The organism is Martinezella paranaensis (genome assembly GCF_014200235.1).
GTDB classification, from domain to species: domain Bacteria; phylum Pseudomonadota; class Alphaproteobacteria; order Rhizobiales; family Rhizobiaceae; genus Rhizobium; species Rhizobium paranaense.
Map to the genome: position 1 here is coordinate 84,929 of NZ_JACHBI010000018.1, position 16,744 is coordinate 101,672.

A 16,744-nucleotide genomic window follows, 5' to 3' on the forward strand; every position below is an offset into this window, starting at 1 on the left:
GCCGGTGTCTGCCTCGAGTGAACATATGAATGCATCGTGCCCGAGACCACGTCGATGACGATTCGGAATGGTTCGATTTGAAAACCGACGGCTTCGATTTCCTGATTCTGGTTCTAGGTGGGTGCTGATTATGGAAGGACTGGCCCATTCCACAATCAACACATCGCCTGCCTCACTTTTGCGTAAGCATAAGTGCACTGGTCAGATCGCCGAGCGGCTTCTGTTTGCGCGCCGCGATAGCAGCGTCGCGCACGGTGATGCCATGGAGCGTCGGGAGTTCGAAGCGGCGCGTGATGAAACGTAGGATCGAGGTCGTGTCCATTGGCGTGTGATCGACGAAGCCGTGCCGCGCAAAGGGCGAGACGATAATGGCTGGAATACGTGAACCCGGTCCCCAACGGTCGCCTTTGGGCGGCGCCACGTGATCCCAAATGCCGCCATTTTCGTCATAGGTGACGACGACCAGCATATGAGGCCATTGTGGACTCTTCTCAAGATGCGCGATCAGGTCGGCGATATGGGCATCGCCGGCCTCGATATCGGCATAGCCGGAGTGCTCGTTAAGATTGCCTTGGGGCTTATAGAAAGAGACTTGCGGCAGCGTGCCGGCATCGATCGCTTTGATGAACTCAGTGCCGCCTAAGCCGCCATCCCTCAGATGCTCGGCCCTGGCCGCGGTGCCGGGAGCGAAATTGGCATAATAGTTGAAAGGCTGGTGGTGATATTGAAGATTCGGCACCGGCTCCTTGTTGCCATGGTCGAGCACATCCTGCCAAGCCCCGCTATACCAAGCCCAAGTCACATGCTTGAGGCTGAGCATATCGCCGATGGTGGGCTCTATCTGTGGCGGCAATGTTGTTGGCTTGTTCGGGTCTGCCAGTGCTTTGTCGCCGTCCGGCGCGGGACCATTGCCACTCGGCTGATAGGGTGGCTGCATGGTGTTGACGGCGTAGAAATCGGGCGTGAGATTGCCATCGCCGGCGAACTTCGGAATGCCATCCATCGCGGATTTTGGCGAGTTGGCGGCGGCCTTGAGCGTCACCCCGTCCGGCTCGACCACTGCGATCGAAGGCTTAGCGGCGCTGGTGTCGGCGTTGGGATAATAGGGCGCACAGGCACAAATCAGCCATTGGTGGTTGAAGAAGGAGCCGCCGAAAGCGCCCATGAAGAAATTATCGGCCAGCGCGTATTTCTGAGCGACTTTCCACATCGCCGTCTTCGAGCCGTCCCAAAAGCTCATCGCTAGCGCGCCTGAATCGGCATAGGCGACGAATTTATCGTTGCGTCCGCCATCGATCTGCATCTGGTTCTGATAGTAGCGGTGCCAGAGGTCGCGCGTGATTGTATTCGAAGTGAGGTTGAACCCTTTGGGGTCGTCTGCGCGGAACGGCCGATTGGGGAGGTGCTCGGTCTCCGCTTGGGTCACCGGCGGTGTGACGCCTTTGGCGGTGAGGCCCTCCCAGATCGGCGGTAACTCACGGAAAGGCCTGCCGTCGCGATCGCGCTGGATGCGGGCACTTGCCGGCGCCTTCGAAACCCCGTTAGCCCCTGGGAAGCTGCCGTAGAGATTGTCGAAGCTTCGATTTTCCGCATAGATTACCACCACGGTATCGATCAGCTTCAGATCACCGGTGGTATTCCGCGCAGACCCAGCCGTTGCGCCGGAGGCGCTACCGCCGGCGATGGCAGGACCAAAAGCCGTCACAGAAAGACTTAAGGCGCAGACGGCCGCAGCAGAGATCGATTTCATTTGGATTGGCCTCCCCAGAATTCGGTGGGTGTACCTCCACCGCGGACGACAGCTTATCCGGGCGAATAGCTAACGCAAGCTCTAATTGAAATGATTCTAAAATCCGTCTAACGATATTTTGGACGGACCTGAGATTGCAGTGAAGGACACGACCGTAACGATGCAATCCAAATCGCGAACAAGACAGTGGGTCGGGATTTGTACTGCTGCATTGTTGTTGACGACGACCTCGGTCCATACGGGTCAAGCTGTGTCGCGGGCGGACGTGCGACGGCAAGCACAAGCATTGAACGCGCTCGGGAAAGCCCTCTTCTTTGATCCCTCCCTGTCAGCATCCGGCAAGATGGCCTGCTCTTCCTGCCACGATCCCAACCACGCCTTCGGGCCGACCAATGACCAGGCCGTGCAACTCGGCGGCGGCGACTTGCATCAGCCGGGCCTGCGGGCGGTGCCTTCGCTCAAATATCTGCAGGTGGTGCCGCCCTTCACCGAGCACTTCTTCGAATCCGAGGACGAAGCCGACGAAAGTGTCGACAATGGGCCGACCGGTGGCCTGACCTGGGACGGCCGGGTCGATCGCGGCTGGGAGCAAGCCAAGATTCCCCTGCTGTCTGACTTCGAGATGGGCAATAAAAGTGAAGCTGACGTGGCTGGCCGCGTGCTCGCGGCGCGCTACGGCAAGGCGATCACCGATATTGCCGGGTTAAAGGCCGGCAGTGATCCGGCGATCGTCTTTCGAACGGCGGTCAAGGCGTTGGAAGTCTTTCAGCAGGACTATCGGACCTTCTATCCCTATTCGAGCAAATATGACGCGGTGCTGGCCGGCAAGGCTCAGCTCACACCACAAGAGGCAAGGGGGCTCGACGTGTTCAATGCAGCCGAGAAGGGGAACTGTGCTTCCTGTCACGTCAGTCAGCGCGGCAATGATGGCACGCCGCCGCAGTTCACCGATTACGGGCTGATCGCCATCGGCGTTCCCCGCAATCGCGACATTCCTGCGAACAAGGATCCGGCGTTCTACGATCTCGGCCTATGCGGTCCCCTGCGCACCGACTTCATTGGGCGTGAGGATTATTGCGGGCTCTTTCGCACACCAACACTGCGCAACGTCGCTCTTCGCAAGACCTTCTTCCACAATGGCGACATTCACTCTCTGCGTGACGCCGTACGCTTCTACGTGGAACGGGAGACCCATCCGGAGCGCTGGTATCCTCGCAGGCCCGACGGGAGCGTTGACAAATACGATGATCTGCCGGCGGCGGCGAAGGCCAACATCAACACCGACCCACCTTTCGATCGCAAGACAGGAGACGAGCCGGCGCTCTCTCCCGCTGAAATCGACGACGTCGTAGCCTTCCTCGGCACGCTCACTGACGGCTACGAACCATCGGAGTGAGGGCGTGAGCGGCCATGATTTGCCCGATGCTGTCGCTTGCTCGGCAGATCGAGTAGCCGGGCGATAGTTTCCGCACCCTTGCCAGAAACCGTTATCTTGCCGCTATCGCCTATTTGGAGTTCAGTTCCGTTTGAGAAGCTGAGGGACCAGCCGTCATCGGCGTCTAGGCGGCGCCTGTCCGTTAGTTCGATACCGGCCGCAGAGACAAGCGCAATCGCCTTATCGACGTCCATGATCATCCCCCATGCAAGAACCCCTCGAGCATTTGTACTAGCGGTCTTCGTGGTCCACAAGCACGCTGCAAAATGCTCAAAAATCTAGCCGTGCGTCGAGGAGCGGGTTCGGCGTGAGCCTCACAGCGACTATTGCGTCACGCGGACGAATGGATCCTGAGCGTAGTTCCGATTCCGCTTGGACGCTTTCCGTCTTCCATCACATACCGTGGAAGGTTCGGCTCCGCCTTGTGGGGCAAGGCAGAGCCGGGAACCGAACAACGGCTCACTGAGTGCGCTCAAGTGTCGGGGAAACTTGTCCGCCTCCTAATTTTATACTACCAAAAGACGAATTTCTAGATGCTAAATCATGCCGCGCCGGCGCGGATTCGACGACGGTTTGGGGTACCAAACGCCAACCGTCTCAAGTGCCCCTTCCAACATACTGTGGGGACAACGGTCGTCTCTACGATCATTGGAATGTGGTGCACGGACGACTGACCAGATCCAGGTCGGAATATATGATGAAAGCGGGTGATGAGGAGGATTGCTTTGACCAAGTCACCCCCATCTCGCTTTTCAGCGGTTGCTTTTTCACCGCCGTCGGCATCCTTGCCACTGCCGCCTTCTACGGCCTGACGGGCGACGTAAAGCAGAGTGCCCTGCCTTCTCTGTTCATGTTGCTGGATGCTGCCCGCGGCAGTGACCGCGGCTTTCGATGGAACGCTCGTTGTCCTCGGCCGCCTGCGTCAACGCGCGATCGTCAGGACTACGGGAGAGACGTCGGGCCTGACCACCGCAATGGTGTTGCTCCACCTCCATGCCCATGCGTCGGCGCTCGCCGGGGCCAAAATAGTTTGCCAGCTCGTTCTCCTTTTTGGATCGGCGCGCGCCGCGAGGCGGCTACCGCGCCTACATGTGACCAAACCCATTCTTGTTGAGGACATGGCGTTTTCGCGCCAGATCGTCGGCAATCGTCTGGTTGTATTTCTCGCCTCGTATTCGGGCACGCTCGTCGTCGGAAGCTTTCTCGGAATAGCGCAGTATCGTCGCCATTGTTTCGGAGCTGCTGGGCGAGCCGGTACGATCGTTGAGTTGGGTATATCCTCCAGATCGGCGCAGGCGCGCTGGCCTATGCCGCTATACTGATGGTCACAATCCAAATAGGCAGGCGTCTGCGTTGGCTAACATGGGAATAAGGAGCCGCAAGGACTTGCGCCCCATCAATCCTGCCGTCATCTCGTCCGATGCCGTAATTTGCTGAAGCTGCCGGAACACGCGTTGTGTTATAGGCATCCGATCGCCGCGCGCGAACGCGCATCGGTGCACCAACGCATCCGAATCTGCCACAACACCAGTATCCACTCATTGTTGAACGAAAATCCGTTCAATCGGGTTCGGACATTAACAGGGCAGTCCACAAGTCTATCGCTCACCAACTGAAGAGAGGACGGACAGAGCCATAGGAACCTGCGGATTCACGATCATATTGCCGTAAACAAGGGTGTTGTCGAAATTCGTTGGTGGCAAGGATACGGACAGGCGGCCTGGAGCGCCCTTGCAGGAGCCCTCCCAGCCTATCGGCATCGAGACCCCGTTCAAAAGCTCATTAGATCGGCCATTTCGGGTGACCACGGCGGATCATAGACCAGGTTGACGACGGCTTCGCTGACGTTCGCAAGCGTCTCGATCCTGGCTTTCGCCGCCTGGGATAGAAATTCCGAGGCCGGACAGAAGCGGGTGGTGGTTGTCATCTCGACCGTTACGACGCCGCCATCTGAAATCGAGACATCATAGATCAGGCCGAGGTCGACGATGTTGGTTCCGACCTCGGGATCGTCGATCTCCCGGAGGGCATCAAGCACGTCCTCCCGTGTCGGGTCAGTTCCGCGCATCGCTGCCATCCATCGGCGTCGCCCGGATCATGATCCGGTATACGCTACCCGTCTCATCAAAGTTGCCGATCCACTCGTGCCCTCGTTCCTTCAGCTCGTTGAACAGGAAGACCGGCTCGCGGTTCAACAGCGCGAAAAGCACTTCGCCGCTTGCCATCGTCTCCAGCCTTGCCAGGATTCTTTCCATGGGTTCGGGGGGAGGTAGATCGGTGAGGTCGAGGTTCCAAACTGGCTCGGGCCAAATCGCTTCCGCGTCGCCTTTCCGGGCATCGTCTGCAGCGGCAACGGGAAGGAACTCGATCTCCCAATCGTCTTCCGCGAGCCGCCGCGCGGTGTAGGTGAAACCCCGCTGCGAGAGCTGCCGGATCAGCGGCCTGGGCTCAAAAATGGCGTGAAGCCTGACACCTTCGCCTGGAGCAAGGCTGGCAAAGGTATCCATGATCAGTTGAAAGGGCATCCCGCCATCGCGCAGGATCTGTCGTACGTCGAGTTCACGAAGCTGAACCATTGGCGTTACCTCTATTGTTGCCGGCAAAAAAGAATGATGGATGTTTGAACGGGAATTGCTTGGCTTCGGCGTCTACGCCAACGAGGCCTCGCGACAGTGCGAGCTCCACGGCAAGCGCTGCGGTCGAAAGCGCCTGAACGAACGCAGCCATGCGGAAGGCGTCATCCCATTGTAGAAAGATCGCGGCCGCGGCGCAGACGACCGCCACGTAGAAAGCACCGAGCCAAATGGACGACCGGCCGGCGGCAACAAGGTCCGCCAGGCGTGGCGTCGGACGCCGTCCGAGGAGCGGACCGAACGCCTCGATCCATGTGAGGAAGGGTACGATCTTCAGGAGCTGCGCGAGCCCGAGGCCGCTCAGCCAGCCGAAGACGAAGAGATAGGAGAGTGCGATGATGGCATGTTGGCCAGCGTGGAAGACAAGCGCGAAAGCCAGAAGCGGAACCGAAGCGCCGAGCAGGACGAACGCTGGCAGAGACCAGAAGGTATTTAGCTCAAGAGTCTTCCGGCGACGGCCGCGATAGGTGCGAAACAGTTCGGCCAGGTATGCCGCGGTGGCGATCAAAAGGAAGAAGGGCGCGAGAAGGGCCAACGTGCCCGCGGCGACATTGGCGTCGAAGACGAGCGCGATGGCAGCGCAGACAAGAAGGCCAACCACTGCCCACCCGCCACTGTAAAGCAAAACGGACCGCTTCATGTCGTTCGACAGCAGAAACATCGGCAGCAGCTTATAGGTGACCCCGATCGCACCGAACGTCATCCAGCCGCCCAGTCCGAGGCCGGCATGCAACGGCGCGGCGTCGACCACGAAGGACACGACGGACGGTATGCCGATGGTGCCGGAGATCACGAGCGCAAAGAGCGCGCCCAGAGCGACAGTCGCCGCCAGGCTGCAAATTCCGATGAGGAGAAAGCGCGACGCTTCATGGGCGTTTCGCCCGCGCCAGAGAAGTGCGAAGAGCACGGAGGCGATCGACAGGATCGAAATAACCAGAACTGACGCGGCGGTGACCATGACTGGACCGGCCATCACAGAGCCGTTTTCGATCAGCCTGAAACCGCACAGAAGCAGTCCCAGCCCGAAAACCACGCCGCCAAGGACCGTCAGACCGAGATTGCCGGTCGGCAGGCTTAGCCCCGTCACGACAGGTCCGAATTGCAGAAGGGCTCCGATCATCAGCAGGCCCAGCCATCCGATCGTCGTTGAGTGCACGATGATGAGCGCACGGGGCTCGGCGATATCAAGTGACGGCACCCGGCTTCCGGTCGCAAGCAAGCCTTCCGCGAAGAGCAGAAATAAGAGCGCCGCTGCGAAATAGGACATCGTCCATCGCGACAGGCTCGTGCCCATTGGCATCATCGTGCCTCCCCGCGTCAGTGGCTGCCGCAGCAGCAGTCGCAGCCGGCGTCGAGGCGCGTAATCTCGACACGCCACACCTCCGGTCCCTGCTCCAGATATTCCCAGGAAAACTTGCCGGGTAGGGCAGTTTCCAATTGATACTGGAGCGGTCGTGGCTCGTGGTCGCTCGTAATGTGGAGGACTGCACCCGGCGTCAGCGCATGAAGAGCGCCAAAAATGCGCGGATGACGTTCGGCTGGCCGAAGAACTCGGACGTCGATATGCGCGATGTCGATTTGGGTGGGATAGGCGTCGGTCATGCTGGTTCCTTTTGCCGCTGCTCATGAAGTGCGTGGACGACGGCTCGCCCGTTCGTCGATGTTCAAGATACGCGTTCGGGAATCTGCGAACTTTGACAGCGAACAAACATCAGGAAAGTTTCGGATAGTCGGAGTTCCCCTTCATTGACTTATGACAAGGAAGGCTTTCCCGCCGGCGGGCATAAGGAGCCATGAGCTTCATAAGGGAAAAGAAGATGTCCAACGCCCTGGTGGCCAAATACGGCGAAGCCCGCCTGCCACGCTACACGAGTTATCCCACCGCGCCTGCATTCGCGGCCAATGTGGGGCCAGAGGACTATGAGCAGGCCTTGGCAGCCGCTGCGACAGGCGGCCCGGTGTCGCTATATCTCCACGTCCCTTTTTGCCGCGCCATGTGCTGGTATTGCGGCTGTCATACGACCATCACCCGCCACGACGGCCCTATTCTCGACTACCTCGACGTGATGAGCCGGGAGATCGAACTGGTTTCGAAGGCTGCCGGCGGCAACATGCCGGTCAAGAATGTGCATTTCGGCGGCGGCACGCCGACGATCATGAAGCCGCACGAATTTTCAGCTCTCATGACGAAGCTTCGAACGTCGTTTTCCTTTGTGCCGGAAGCCAGCGTGGCGGTCGAGATCGACCCTCGGACGCTTACAAGCGAAATGATCATCGCGCTCGGCGAGAACGGCGTCGACAGAGCAAGTCTTGGCGTCCAGAGCTTTGATCCGGTCGTCCAGAAGGCGATCAACCGCATCCAGACGTTCAGCCAGACGAAGGCGGCGGTTGCAGGCCTGCTGGCTTACGGCGTTTCGAGCATCAACTTCGACCTCATCTATGGCCTGCCTTTTCAAACCGTCGACTCCTGCGTCGAAACGGTGAAGATGGCGATCGAGCTGCGGCCGGAGCGGTTCGCGGTTTTCGGATACGCTCACGTCCCCGCATTCAAGAAGCATCAACGGCTCATCGACGAGTCCGCGCTTCCAGGGGCCGAAGAGCGCAACGAGCAGGCTGAAGCCATTGCAGAGGCCCTCGTCGCCGCAGGATACGTCCGAATCGGCCTCGATCATTTTGCGCTGCCTGATGACGAACTCGCGATCGCGGCCCGCTCCGGCACGCTGCGAAGAAACTTCCAGGGATATACGACGGACGATTGCGAAACCCTCGTCGGCCTGGGGGCCTCCTCCATCGGACGTCTGCCATCCGGTTACTACCAGAACCATGTCGCGATCGGACGGTATGCCGATATGGTCTCTTCCGGCATCCTTCCAACTGCGAAGGGCTATCTTCTCACCCAGGAAGACAGGCTCCGCGGCCGGGTCATCGAACGGCTCATGTGTGATTTTGAGGTCGATCTCGAGGCGCTTAGCCGCGAGGCCGGATACGATGCAGGATTCCTGCTAGAGCGGAACGACAGGTTTCGCGAGTTGGTGGCCGACGGAGTGGTTGCCATTGTCGAAGGCCGCGTCACCGTTTCCAAGGACTCGCGCTTTATGGTCCGTGCTGTGGCAGCGGTGTTCGATGCCTATTTAGGAGCGCTGGGACGAACGCATAGCAAGGCGGCTTAGGCGCCGCCGCAACCTTCACTGCTGATTGGGTCGTAAAGCCCCGGCGAAACCGCTGGCTCCGAGACGTTCGATTTTCATATGACCGTCTCCACAACGCGAAAGCCATGCGCGACCTTCCCCCAGGAAGGTCGTTTCCCTTTCTTGAAGCTATGCACCCGAAGGCACCGGCTACGCCGTCAGGCTCCTGTAGATCGCAGGGAGGGTGCTTGGCAGCTTGGCGATATCAGAGACAAGCGCATATCCGTGGCGGCCGAAGATCGCGGGAAGGTAGTCGCCCGAACTTCGATCCACCGTGACCGCAAAAACGACCTGGCCACGGCCCCGCGCCTCGATGACCGCCCGCCTGCAGTCCTCCAGCGCGAACCTTCCCTCATAGTGATCGACATCGTTTGGCTTCCCGTCGGTCAAGATCATCAGCAGTCTCTTCCTAGCGCCCTGCTTGTCGAGCTGCTGCGAGACGTGCCGGATCGCGGCGCCCATGCGGGTGTAGTAGCCGGGCCTCAGGCTGGCTATGCGGCAGGCGACCGCCGGTGAGAAGCTTTCGTCGAAGCGCTTGACCGAATCGATACGGATCCAGTCGCGTCGGCGCGAGGTGAAGGTTTCGATGGAGAACCTGTCGCCGCAGGCGTCAAGACCGCGTGCGAGCACGTCGAGGGCCTGCATTTCCACATCGAGAATCCTTCTGTTGTCCACCCATGAATCCGTAGACAGGGAGACGTCGACGAGCAGCGAGGTTGCGAGTTCATGCGCAGCCGGTCGGGCGCACTCGTAGATGTGATCGTTCGGCTGCCCCGTGGCGAGAAGATCGATACGCGAGCGGACGACCGCTTCGAGATCGAGATCGCTTCCGTCCAACTGCGCCCGTCGTATTTCGCGCTTTGGACGAAGTGTTTCGAACTGCTTCTTCACCTTGCGAATGACGGACTGATCGCTGGCCAGTGCCATCCGGTCATCGTCCTGAGCCGTCCCGAGCACGACCCGGCAATGATCGGGGAGATACTCCCCCTTGCGATAGTTCCATTCGGGATAGACGAATTCCCCGTGAATGCGCCTGGGATCAGCGGCTTCGGGGGAAAGATCGAGGTCAAAATGAAACTTCGATTTCGGCTTCTCCCTCGTCTCGCTGAGCGTGATTTCGTCCAGATCGTCCGCGGCGGAGGGCTCGTTGTCTTCCCTGTCATCCGTTGGGCGGTCCACAGCCACCATCTCCGCCATGGCGAGAATCTTCTCGAACCGGTTCAGTATGAACGGATCGCGCTTGCGATCGTCGGCGTCCTTCTGGCGCTTGCCTTCATGTGTTGGCTTTTCCGTTTCGTCACGCTGCGAAGCATCGGAGGGAAGATCGTCGCGCTCCGCGTTCATGCCGTCCGCCCCGCCCCGGAAATCCGGCCAGAGTGGAATCGGCAGCATCGGGAGATAACCCGCCGGCGCCGCATGAATCTCGGGCCGGGCGTTGGGCGGGAGATCATGCTCGATCGGAAAGGACAGGGCCGTCATTGCGAAGGTCTCGATCCGAGCCTCGACCGAGGGAAGCCTGCCTCGCTGCCGGCAGGAAACCAGAGCATGGCTCAGGCGTGCATACCGGCTGCTCATGCCGGGAAATGTCTCCACCAATAACCGTGAGTTACGGCGGCCCGCTTCGACGCGGGCGACATCCCGGACGGCTAGGTCGGAGGACATCTGATCAGGCGCAACCGCGACTGCGACCGCGAAATATCCCGCCAGCCAGAAGTATAGGTCGCGATTGAGCTGAGTGTCGTCGAAGATTTCGATCGTCGCCGGAAGGTACAGCGCCGAGTTGTCCCAGGTCGGATGATCGCTCCTCTCTTCGCCGAGGCCTACGACCTGGCGCAGGCGAAGGCGATGGGCGGAGGTCTTCTGCCTCGACTTCTGGATCTGAAGAGTAGACTCGCCGCCGAAGGCGCGGAAGCAGACGGCGAGCTGCGACTTGACGTCCGCGAGTTGTACCGCCTGATCCGGATGGCGCGGCCATGAGCTCGTGTCGCCGACGAAGCGATGCCATGCGCGCCCTACGGTTTCTTCAAGTTCCAGAAATTCCAGCATCGTATCCGATCCTATGCAAACGTTGCCTTGGCCACTTCAAGGAGCGCGGCCTTCACGTCGGGCTCGTCTGTGAGCGGCTCTATGATGGCGGCGCGGACGGCGTCAAAGGTCGGCAGTCCGGCGTCGAGGAGTGTGGCGCAGTAGATCAGCAGTCGGGTCGACACACCTTCTTCCAGATCCTGCCCCTTGAGCGCGCGCAGGCGCCGCGCCAGATCGACGAGCGGAGCGACTTTTCCTTCCGGAAGTCCGCTCTCGGTCGCCACCGTGGCGATCTCCTTTTCACGGGCAAGGAAGTCGAACTCGATCGACACGAAACGCTGACGGGTGCTCGGCTTCAGAGCCTTCATCAGGTTTTGGTAGCCCGGATTATAGGACACGACGACCATGAATCCGGACTGAGCCTCCAAGATCTCGCCCGTCCGTTCAAGCGGAAGGATTCGACGATCGTCGGTGAGCGGATGCAGCACGACCGCGACATCCTTGCGCGCTTCGACGATTTCATCCAGGTAGCAGACGCCGCCGTCGCGGACCGCCCTTGTAAGGGGGCCATCGACCCAGACCGTCTCACCGCCCTTGAGCAGGTAGCGGCCGGTCAGGTCGGCGGCCGTGAGGTCATCGTGGCAGGAAACGGTGGAGACTGGCAGTCCAAGCCGCGCGGCCATGTGATGTACGAACCGAGTCTTCCCGCAGCCTGTCGGCCCTTTAAGGAGGACCGGCAACTGCCGGGTCCATGCGCGTTCGAACAGTGCGCATTCGTTGCCTTGAGGCGTATAGTGAGGGATTTCCGCCTTTGGGTTCAGCGGAAGATTGAGAGCTATCGTCATTTCCGATCTCCGTGAGGTAGCCCGCCTATTCGGCGGGCTGAACTGTGGCGTTGATGACGCGCTCGCGGCCTGGAACAAGGACCGACCAAATGAACATGAGCGCGCTGATGAAGACGAATATCCCGGAACCGAGTCTCACCCAGTAGAACAGGCTGAGCTGGTCCTGGACGTCCATGTAGGACTGACCGAGAACGCGCTGCAGATGCACCTGGATGATGCCGGCGAAGGTGAGCGCAAAGGTCATTACGGACATGGCCCCGCACATGATCCAGAAGCTGCCGATCGAGAGCCACTGATTGTAGGGAGCCCGGCCGCGTATCTGCGGGATCGCGTAAGTCATGGCCGCAAGGTTCAGCATGACGTAGGCGCCGAAGAATGCGAGGTGCCCGTGCGCTGCCGTGACCTGTGTTCCGTGGGTGTAATAGTTTACCGATGACAGCGTGTGGAGGAATCCCCAGACGCCCGCTCCGAAGAACGCCATCACGGAGCAGCCGATAGACCAAAGCAGTGCCGCCTTGTTTTCATGCTTACGTCCGGCCCGCCACGTCATCACGAAGGTGAAGACGACCATCGTGAAAAACGGTGCGACTTCCAGCGTCGAGAAGAGCGAGCCGATCCACTGCCAGTAACCAGGCGCGCCGATCCAGTAATAATGATGGCCGGTCCCGAGGATACCAGAGAAGAGTGCGAGGCCTATGATGACGTACAGCCACTTCTCGACGACTTCACGGTCGATACCGTTGAGCTTGATCATCAGAAAGGCGAGAACCGAGGCCATGATCAGTTCCCAGACGCCCTCCACCCACAGATGAACGACCCACCACCAGTACATCTTGTCCAGCGCAAGGTTTGATGGATTGTAGAAGGAGAAAAGGAAGAAGATCGCCACGCCCCAGAGGCCGAAGAGCAGGATGTTCGTGATCGTCGTCTTGCGGCCCTTGAGCGCCGTCATCGTGACGTTGAAAAGGAACATCAGCGCGACGACGACGATGCCGACCTTGATGGGGAAGGGCTGTTCGAGAAATTCGCGGCCTTCATGGATGTGGAAGAGGTATCCGACGACCGCCACGCCCGCAGCGACGAAAAACAGCCAGAACTGCGCAATCGCCAGCTTGGGACTGTACAATTCCGTCTCGCATTCCTCGGGAAGAAGGAAGTAGGTGGTTCCCATGAAACCCATCAGAAGCCAGACGATCAACGCGTTCGTGTGGATCATTCGGACGATATTGAATGGCAGCGTCACCGAAAGGGTATTCGGCAGCACGTAGATCGTGCCGGCCAGCACGCCGAACAGGAGCTGGGCCATGAAAAGGCCGAGAGCCCCGTAGAAATAGAGCATTGCGACGCTCTGTGTCTTGTATCTCATGATTTTGTCCTCTCGCGTCTCAGCCGGCCTGGTTCGGTGGCCAGTTCTGCGTCTTCGTCTTGCTGACCCATTCGAGGAAGTCGGCGAGATCGTTCACTTCTTGGTCCGTCAAGTTGAACTGGGGCATCTGCCGGCGTCCCTCGATGCCGGATGGCTGAGCTGCCATCCATGCATGCAGTGCCTCGCGGGCACTGGCGGGATCTTTGTCCCCGCCCCAGCGGATCCACACGTTGGAAAGTTCGGGCGCGAAGTAGGCGCCTTCGCCATCGATCGTGTGGCAGTTGATGCAGGAATTTCGCTCCCAGATCCGCTTTCCGCGGGCGACGCCGTCCGTCAGTGTCGCCTCGTTGGTGGCAACGGTGCGAATGTAGTAGTGGCTGTGGGCCGTCAGTCCCACGAAGATTGCGAAGAAGAAGGCGGAACCGCCGTAAAAGACGTTGCGGGCCGCGGTTTTTGTCAGGCGTTCAGCCATCGATCACCCTTTCATGTCATTGGCGGAACCGCCGTGACGTCGAAGTTCGAGCCATCTGCTCGTGACCTCTGCATGATTGAATTCGGGGGAGGGGTCTTTGTTAATTCGCAAGCATCCGGGCGAATGCGGTCGCGTCCTTGGTTATCGACGCTTTACTGCCAGACGGCGAGAACCAGGGGCCTCGCGAGCGCAAGAAGCAGGATAGCCGCCGCCCAGGCAATCAGAGCCGGACCAATGGGAGAGCGGCTCCGTCGAAGGTCCAAAAAGTCGAGCACGACGAGTCTCACCTTCGCTACGATCATCGAGGCGATAAGGGCCGGCAGAAGATATTTGGGCATGGCTCCGGTCAAATACCACGAAGACGCCAAGACGCCGGCAGTCAGAAGCACGAGGAGTGCGAAGGTCTGCGTGAGCGCTGTCTCGTCCCGGTGAAATTTCATATCAGATACACCACGGGGAGCATCACCAGCCAAACGATATCGATGACATGCCAGAGCGTGCTGATGAGATGGGCGTTTTGCCGGTTGGGGAAACACGCGACAATCGCCAGGATCACAGATCCAAAGAAAACATGCGCGAGGTGGAACCCTGTCAGCAGCAGGTAGAGTTGGGTGAAGGTGTCAGTCGCGACGATCGATATCCCCTCCACTTGGTATTCGTATAGTTTGATGACGACGAAGAGCAGACCGCCCGCTGCGGCTCCGAGGAGCCGAAGTCTGCTTCGCGAGGTCGGGGAAGCGGCGGAGGCTGCAAGCCAGCCGCTTGTGAGCAGAACTATGGTGTTCAATACAGGGATGCCCTGATGCAAATGCGCTCTTCCGGCCTCGAAATCGGCAGGATGGAGCCACCCTGCGGCAACGAATGCAGCGAGAAGCGCGCCGAATGCCACAAGCTCGCTCCAGGCGAGTATCCAAACGAGCAGGTCTCCCTCGTCGGTGTCCGCAACGTTCCCGTCCGGCTGTGATGTTGCGGTCATGGTCATGGAAGAGCTGTATGTCCATTCGCTGCTTCCTTCTTTGCCGTAACGCAACGACGAACATGGTCGCGGGACTACTGAGAACCCTGAGTTAGTGGCCTATGACTGCCGGGGCTCCCGAAACCGATCGGTTTATTTGATCGATCGCAATGAAACGTCCGCTGAGCGCTCCTATGGTCGCCACGATTGGAGGCCCAATGACCGACGCACAGATTGGACTATCGATAGCGACCCCGGTGATCGTGGTGTTCGCGCTAGCGCTCTACCGCATGGGCGTTCTGCAACGCACGGGCGTTGTTTCCGCCGTTCTGGCTGCCGTCGCCATCGCGGCCAGCCTATATATGCAGAGGTAGACATGCGATCTTCAAACAATGCCTTTCACGGCCTCGAAGGCTGCTATGATCAGCTTCTTTCCTGGTGCGATCTTCTGGAGGCTGTGGCCGACTTCCTTCCCTGCCATATCGATGAGCGGTTTTGTGAAACGATCACGAAAGGGTTGCTCTCTTGCCTGGACAGCACCTGCGATATGGAAGAGCAGGAGATAGCTTCGCGCCTTGTTCTGATAATGACAAGCGAAGAACTGGCCGGCGCGATCGAACGTATGAAGATGAGCCGGATGTTCGCACGCAAGTCGGCCCAGGATGTCGTGGACGTGCTCGTCGCATTGAAAGCGGGCAAGTGCCCGCTTTCGTGGGATGCTGTCGGCCATCTCCTGCGCTCATTCTTCTGCCCGATGCGTAGTCACATCAAAGAGGAGCGACAGCTCATCGGACGAATCCGCAAAGCGCTCGAGGCCGCGGCACTAGCGCAACGGACTGACGTCGCCACGGAAGCCGCTTAGTATCCGGGCTTTGAGTGCGGCAAACTGGACGATATCTCCCAGCGTACACGGGAACGCGATCGAAGCTCGGTCGCTGCCTCGACCCCGTTCTTCGCCTGAACAAGCGCTTCGTCCCGATCTTTGACCCAGCGCAAATACGGCTTTGTTCCCGCATCTTACACGTCGCCAGCGCTGGAGTCGGCACGTCCGTCTCCACTGATCAATCAAGACCGGAAAGGTGCGGGCATTGAACATTGAAAATGAACATGAGGGGCAGGGTGGCGGTGCGACCCGGCGCGATTTCCTCCATCTCGCGACTGGCGCGGCAGGTGCCGCCGGCGTTGCCGCCGTTGCATGGCCGTTTATCGACCAGATGCGCCCCGACGCGTCCACGCTCGCTCTTGCTTCCATCGAAGTCGACGTCTCGAGCCTGGAACCTGGCATGTCGCTGACGGCGAAATGGCGCGGCAAACCGGTCTTCATCCGCAATCGCACCCCGGAAGAGGTGGCTGTGGCTGCTGCCGTGCCTCTTTCGGAGCTAAAGGATCCTACCGCGCGTAATGCCAACCTGCCGGCGAATGCCACGGCTACAGGCACAGAACGCTCGGCGGGTGAGGGCAAGGAGAATTGGATCGTCATGATCGGCTCCTGCACGCATCTGGGCTGCGTGCCGCTCGGTCAGGCCGGAGAATATGGCGGCTGGTTCTGCCCCTGCCACGGTTCGGTCTATGATACCGCCGGTCGCATCCGCAAGGGACCGGCGCCGCAGAATTTGGCGATCCCGCCGTACGCGTTCGTGTCAAACACGGTCGTAAAGATCGGCTGAGGACGAATCCATGAGCGCGCATTCCAGCTATCAGCCTTCGACCACGCTTGAGAAGTGGGTCGATTCACGACTTCCTCTTCCTCGGATGATGTATGACAGTTTCATCGCCTATCCGGTCCCGCGCAATCTGAACTATGCCTATACGTTCGGCGCCATGCTGGCCGTCATGCTGGTCCTGCAGATCCTGACCGGTGTCGTTCTCGCCATGCATTATGCGGCCGATACGACGATCGCCTTCAACTCGGTCGAAAAGATCGTCCGCGACGTCAATCACGGCTGGCTGCTGCGCTACATGCACGCCAACGGCGCCTCCTTCTTCTTCGTGGCGGTCTATCTGCACATCGCCCGCGGTCTTTATTACGGCTCCTACAAGGCGCCGCGCGAAATCCTCTGGATCCTCGGCGTGAT

The 16,744-nt window shown here is 59.6% G+C and carries 18 protein-coding genes; 6 read left to right on the forward strand and 12 right to left on the reverse strand.

Annotation, left to right across the window (positions count from 1 at the left end; translation table 11 throughout):
- Nucleotides 1-172 precede the first annotated feature (172 nt).
- Nucleotides 173-1,750 (reverse strand): acid phosphatase, encoded by a 1,578-nt coding sequence (locus tag GGD50_RS28830; RefSeq protein WP_183940594.1) that lies wholly within the window; start codon nt 1,748-1,750, stop codon nt 173-175.
- A gap of 160 nt (nt 1,751-1,910) precedes the next feature.
- On the opposite strand from GGD50_RS28830, the gene GGD50_RS28835 reads away from it, so the two are divergent.
- Nucleotides 1,911-3,146: a cytochrome-c peroxidase gene (locus GGD50_RS28835; RefSeq protein WP_183940632.1), complete on the forward strand. Its 1,236-nt coding sequence runs from the start codon at nt 1,911-1,913 to the stop codon at nt 3,144-3,146.
- Between the two features lie 1,013 nt (nt 3,147-4,159).
- Nucleotides 4,160-4,507: a hypothetical protein gene (locus GGD50_RS33590; RefSeq protein WP_414125626.1), complete on the forward strand. Its 348-nt coding sequence runs from the start codon at nt 4,160-4,162 to the stop codon at nt 4,505-4,507.
- Between the two features lie 449 nt (nt 4,508-4,956).
- Here the strand turns inward: GGD50_RS33590 and GGD50_RS28845 are convergent, their stop codons facing one another.
- The 4 genes from GGD50_RS28845 to GGD50_RS28860 are packed head-to-tail and all read right to left on the reverse strand — an operon-like array spanning nt 4,957 to nt 7,420.
- Nucleotides 4,957-5,253: a metal-sulfur cluster assembly factor gene (locus GGD50_RS28845; RefSeq protein ID WP_183940598.1), complete on the reverse strand. Its 297-nt coding sequence runs from the start codon at nt 5,251-5,253 to the stop codon at nt 4,957-4,959.
- On the reverse strand, nt 5,240-5,761 hold the full coding sequence (locus GGD50_RS28850; protein WP_183940599.1) for a DUF2249 domain-containing protein: 522 nt from the start codon (nt 5,759-5,761) through the stop codon (nt 5,240-5,242). Before GGD50_RS28850 ends, GGD50_RS28845 begins: the two co-directional genes overlap by 14 nt.
- Complete coding sequence (locus GGD50_RS28855) at nt 5,745-7,121, reverse strand: hypothetical protein (protein ID WP_183940601.1); 1,377 nt, start codon at nt 7,119-7,121, stop codon at nt 5,745-5,747. The genes GGD50_RS28850 and GGD50_RS28855 overlap by 17 nt, the downstream gene beginning before the upstream one ends.
- A gap of 14 nt (nt 7,122-7,135) precedes the next feature.
- On the reverse strand, nt 7,136-7,420 hold the full coding sequence (locus tag GGD50_RS28860) for a DUF2249 domain-containing protein (RefSeq protein ID WP_183940603.1): 285 nt from the start codon (nt 7,418-7,420) through the stop codon (nt 7,136-7,138).
- A 215-nt stretch (nt 7,421-7,635) separates the two neighbouring features.
- Between GGD50_RS28860 and hemN the strand changes: the two genes are divergently transcribed.
- Nucleotides 7,636-8,988 (forward strand): oxygen-independent coproporphyrinogen III oxidase, encoded by a 1,353-nt coding sequence (hemN, locus tag GGD50_RS28865; RefSeq protein WP_183940605.1) that lies wholly within the window; start codon nt 7,636-7,638, stop codon nt 8,986-8,988.
- Nucleotides 8,989-9,156: 168 nt separating this feature from the next.
- Here the strand turns inward: hemN and GGD50_RS28870 are convergent, their stop codons facing one another.
- The 6 genes from GGD50_RS28870 to GGD50_RS28895 form a co-directional block, all read right to left on the reverse strand.
- On the reverse strand, nt 9,157-11,052 hold the full coding sequence (locus tag GGD50_RS28870) for a nitric oxide reductase activation protein NorD (protein ID WP_183940607.1): 1,896 nt from the start codon (nt 11,050-11,052) through the stop codon (nt 9,157-9,159).
- Between the two features lie 11 nt (nt 11,053-11,063).
- Complete coding sequence (locus GGD50_RS28875) at nt 11,064-11,876, reverse strand: CbbQ/NirQ/NorQ/GpvN family protein (RefSeq protein ID WP_183940608.1); 813 nt, start codon at nt 11,874-11,876, stop codon at nt 11,064-11,066.
- 25 nt (nt 11,877-11,901) lie between these two features.
- Nucleotides 11,902-13,242: a cbb3-type cytochrome c oxidase subunit I gene (locus GGD50_RS28880; RefSeq protein WP_183940610.1), complete on the reverse strand. Its 1,341-nt coding sequence runs from the start codon at nt 13,240-13,242 to the stop codon at nt 11,902-11,904.
- 19 nt (nt 13,243-13,261) lie between these two features.
- Entirely contained in the window at nt 13,262-13,714 is a 453-nt protein-coding gene (locus tag GGD50_RS28885; RefSeq protein WP_183940612.1) for a c-type cytochrome, read from the reverse strand.
- 152 nt (nt 13,715-13,866) lie between these two features.
- Complete coding sequence (locus GGD50_RS28890) at nt 13,867-14,154, reverse strand: cytochrome C oxidase subunit IV family protein (RefSeq protein ID WP_183940614.1); 288 nt, start codon at nt 14,152-14,154, stop codon at nt 13,867-13,869.
- Nucleotides 14,151-14,696 (reverse strand): cytochrome c oxidase subunit 3, encoded by a 546-nt coding sequence (locus GGD50_RS28895; RefSeq protein WP_246451594.1) that lies wholly within the window; start codon nt 14,694-14,696, stop codon nt 14,151-14,153. Before GGD50_RS28895 ends, GGD50_RS28890 begins: the two co-directional genes overlap by 4 nt.
- 191 nt (nt 14,697-14,887) lie before the next feature.
- Here GGD50_RS28895 and GGD50_RS28900 point away from each other — a divergent pair, with 191 nt between their 5' ends.
- Nucleotides 14,888-15,043 carry a hypothetical protein gene (locus GGD50_RS28900; RefSeq protein ID WP_183940616.1) on the forward strand — a complete coding sequence of 52 codons (156 nt, stop codon included), beginning with the start codon at nt 14,888-14,890 and terminating at the stop codon, nt 15,041-15,043.
- An 11-nt stretch (nt 15,044-15,054) separates the two neighbouring features.
- Here the strand turns inward: GGD50_RS28900 and GGD50_RS33435 are convergent, their stop codons facing one another.
- Nucleotides 15,055-15,399 carry a hypothetical protein gene (locus tag GGD50_RS33435; RefSeq protein WP_183940617.1) on the reverse strand — a complete coding sequence of 115 codons (345 nt, stop codon included), beginning with the start codon at nt 15,397-15,399 and terminating at the stop codon, nt 15,055-15,057.
- A 358-nt stretch (nt 15,400-15,757) separates the two neighbouring features.
- Between GGD50_RS33435 and petA the strand changes: the two genes are divergently transcribed.
- Nucleotides 15,758-16,336, forward strand: coding sequence for a ubiquinol-cytochrome c reductase iron-sulfur subunit (gene petA, locus GGD50_RS28910; protein WP_183940619.1), 579 nt, complete (start codon nt 15,758-15,760; stop codon nt 16,334-16,336).
- 10 nt (nt 16,337-16,346) lie between these two features.
- Nucleotides 16,347-16,744, forward strand: a 398-nt coding sequence (locus GGD50_RS28915; RefSeq protein ID WP_183940621.1) for a cytochrome b N-terminal domain-containing protein, incomplete at its 3' end; no start/stop codon positions are given.

What these genes read in the sequence shown, in the direction of transcription:
- GGD50_RS28830 (WP_183940594.1), bottom strand. Translation starts at nt 1,750, where the DNA reads ATGAAATCGATCTCTGCTGCGGCCGTCTGCGCCTTAAGTCTTTCTGTG.
- GGD50_RS28835 (WP_183940632.1), top strand. Translation starts at nt 1,911, where the DNA reads ATGCAATCCAAATCGCGAACAAGACAGTGGGTCGGGATTTGTACTGCT.
- GGD50_RS33590 (WP_414125626.1), top strand. Translation starts at nt 4,160, where the DNA reads ATGGTGTTGCTCCACCTCCATGCCCATGCGTCGGCGCTCGCCGGGGCC.
- GGD50_RS28845 (WP_183940598.1), bottom strand. Translation starts at nt 5,253, where the DNA reads ATGCGCGGAACTGACCCGACACGGGAGGACGTGCTTGATGCCCTCCGG.
- GGD50_RS28850 (WP_183940599.1), bottom strand. Translation starts at nt 5,761, where the DNA reads ATGGTTCAGCTTCGTGAACTCGACGTACGACAGATCCTGCGCGATGGC.
- GGD50_RS28855 (WP_183940601.1), bottom strand. Translation starts at nt 7,121, where the DNA reads ATGATGCCAATGGGCACGAGCCTGTCGCGATGGACGATGTCCTATTTC.
- GGD50_RS28860 (WP_183940603.1), bottom strand. Translation starts at nt 7,420, where the DNA reads ATGACCGACGCCTATCCCACCCAAATCGACATCGCGCATATCGACGTC.
- hemN (WP_183940605.1), top strand. Translation starts at nt 7,636, where the DNA reads ATGTCCAACGCCCTGGTGGCCAAATACGGCGAAGCCCGCCTGCCACGC.
- GGD50_RS28870 (WP_183940607.1), bottom strand. Translation starts at nt 11,052, where the DNA reads ATGCTGGAATTTCTGGAACTTGAAGAAACCGTAGGGCGCGCATGGCAT.
- GGD50_RS28875 (WP_183940608.1), bottom strand. Translation starts at nt 11,876, where the DNA reads ATGACGATAGCTCTCAATCTTCCGCTGAACCCAAAGGCGGAAATCCCT.
- GGD50_RS28880 (WP_183940610.1), bottom strand. Translation starts at nt 13,242, where the DNA reads ATGAGATACAAGACACAGAGCGTCGCAATGCTCTATTTCTACGGGGCT.
- GGD50_RS28885 (WP_183940612.1), bottom strand. Translation starts at nt 13,714, where the DNA reads ATGGCTGAACGCCTGACAAAAACCGCGGCCCGCAACGTCTTTTACGGC.
- GGD50_RS28890 (WP_183940614.1), bottom strand. Translation starts at nt 14,154, where the DNA reads ATGAAATTTCACCGGGACGAGACAGCGCTCACGCAGACCTTCGCACTC.
- GGD50_RS28895 (WP_246451594.1), bottom strand. Translation starts at nt 14,696, where the DNA reads ATGACCATGACCGCAACATCACAGCCGGACGGGAACGTTGCGGACACC.
- GGD50_RS28900 (WP_183940616.1), top strand. Translation starts at nt 14,888, where the DNA reads ATGACCGACGCACAGATTGGACTATCGATAGCGACCCCGGTGATCGTG.
- GGD50_RS33435 (WP_183940617.1), bottom strand. Translation starts at nt 15,399, where the DNA reads ATGGCCGACAGCATCCCACGAAAGCGGGCACTTGCCCGCTTTCAATGC.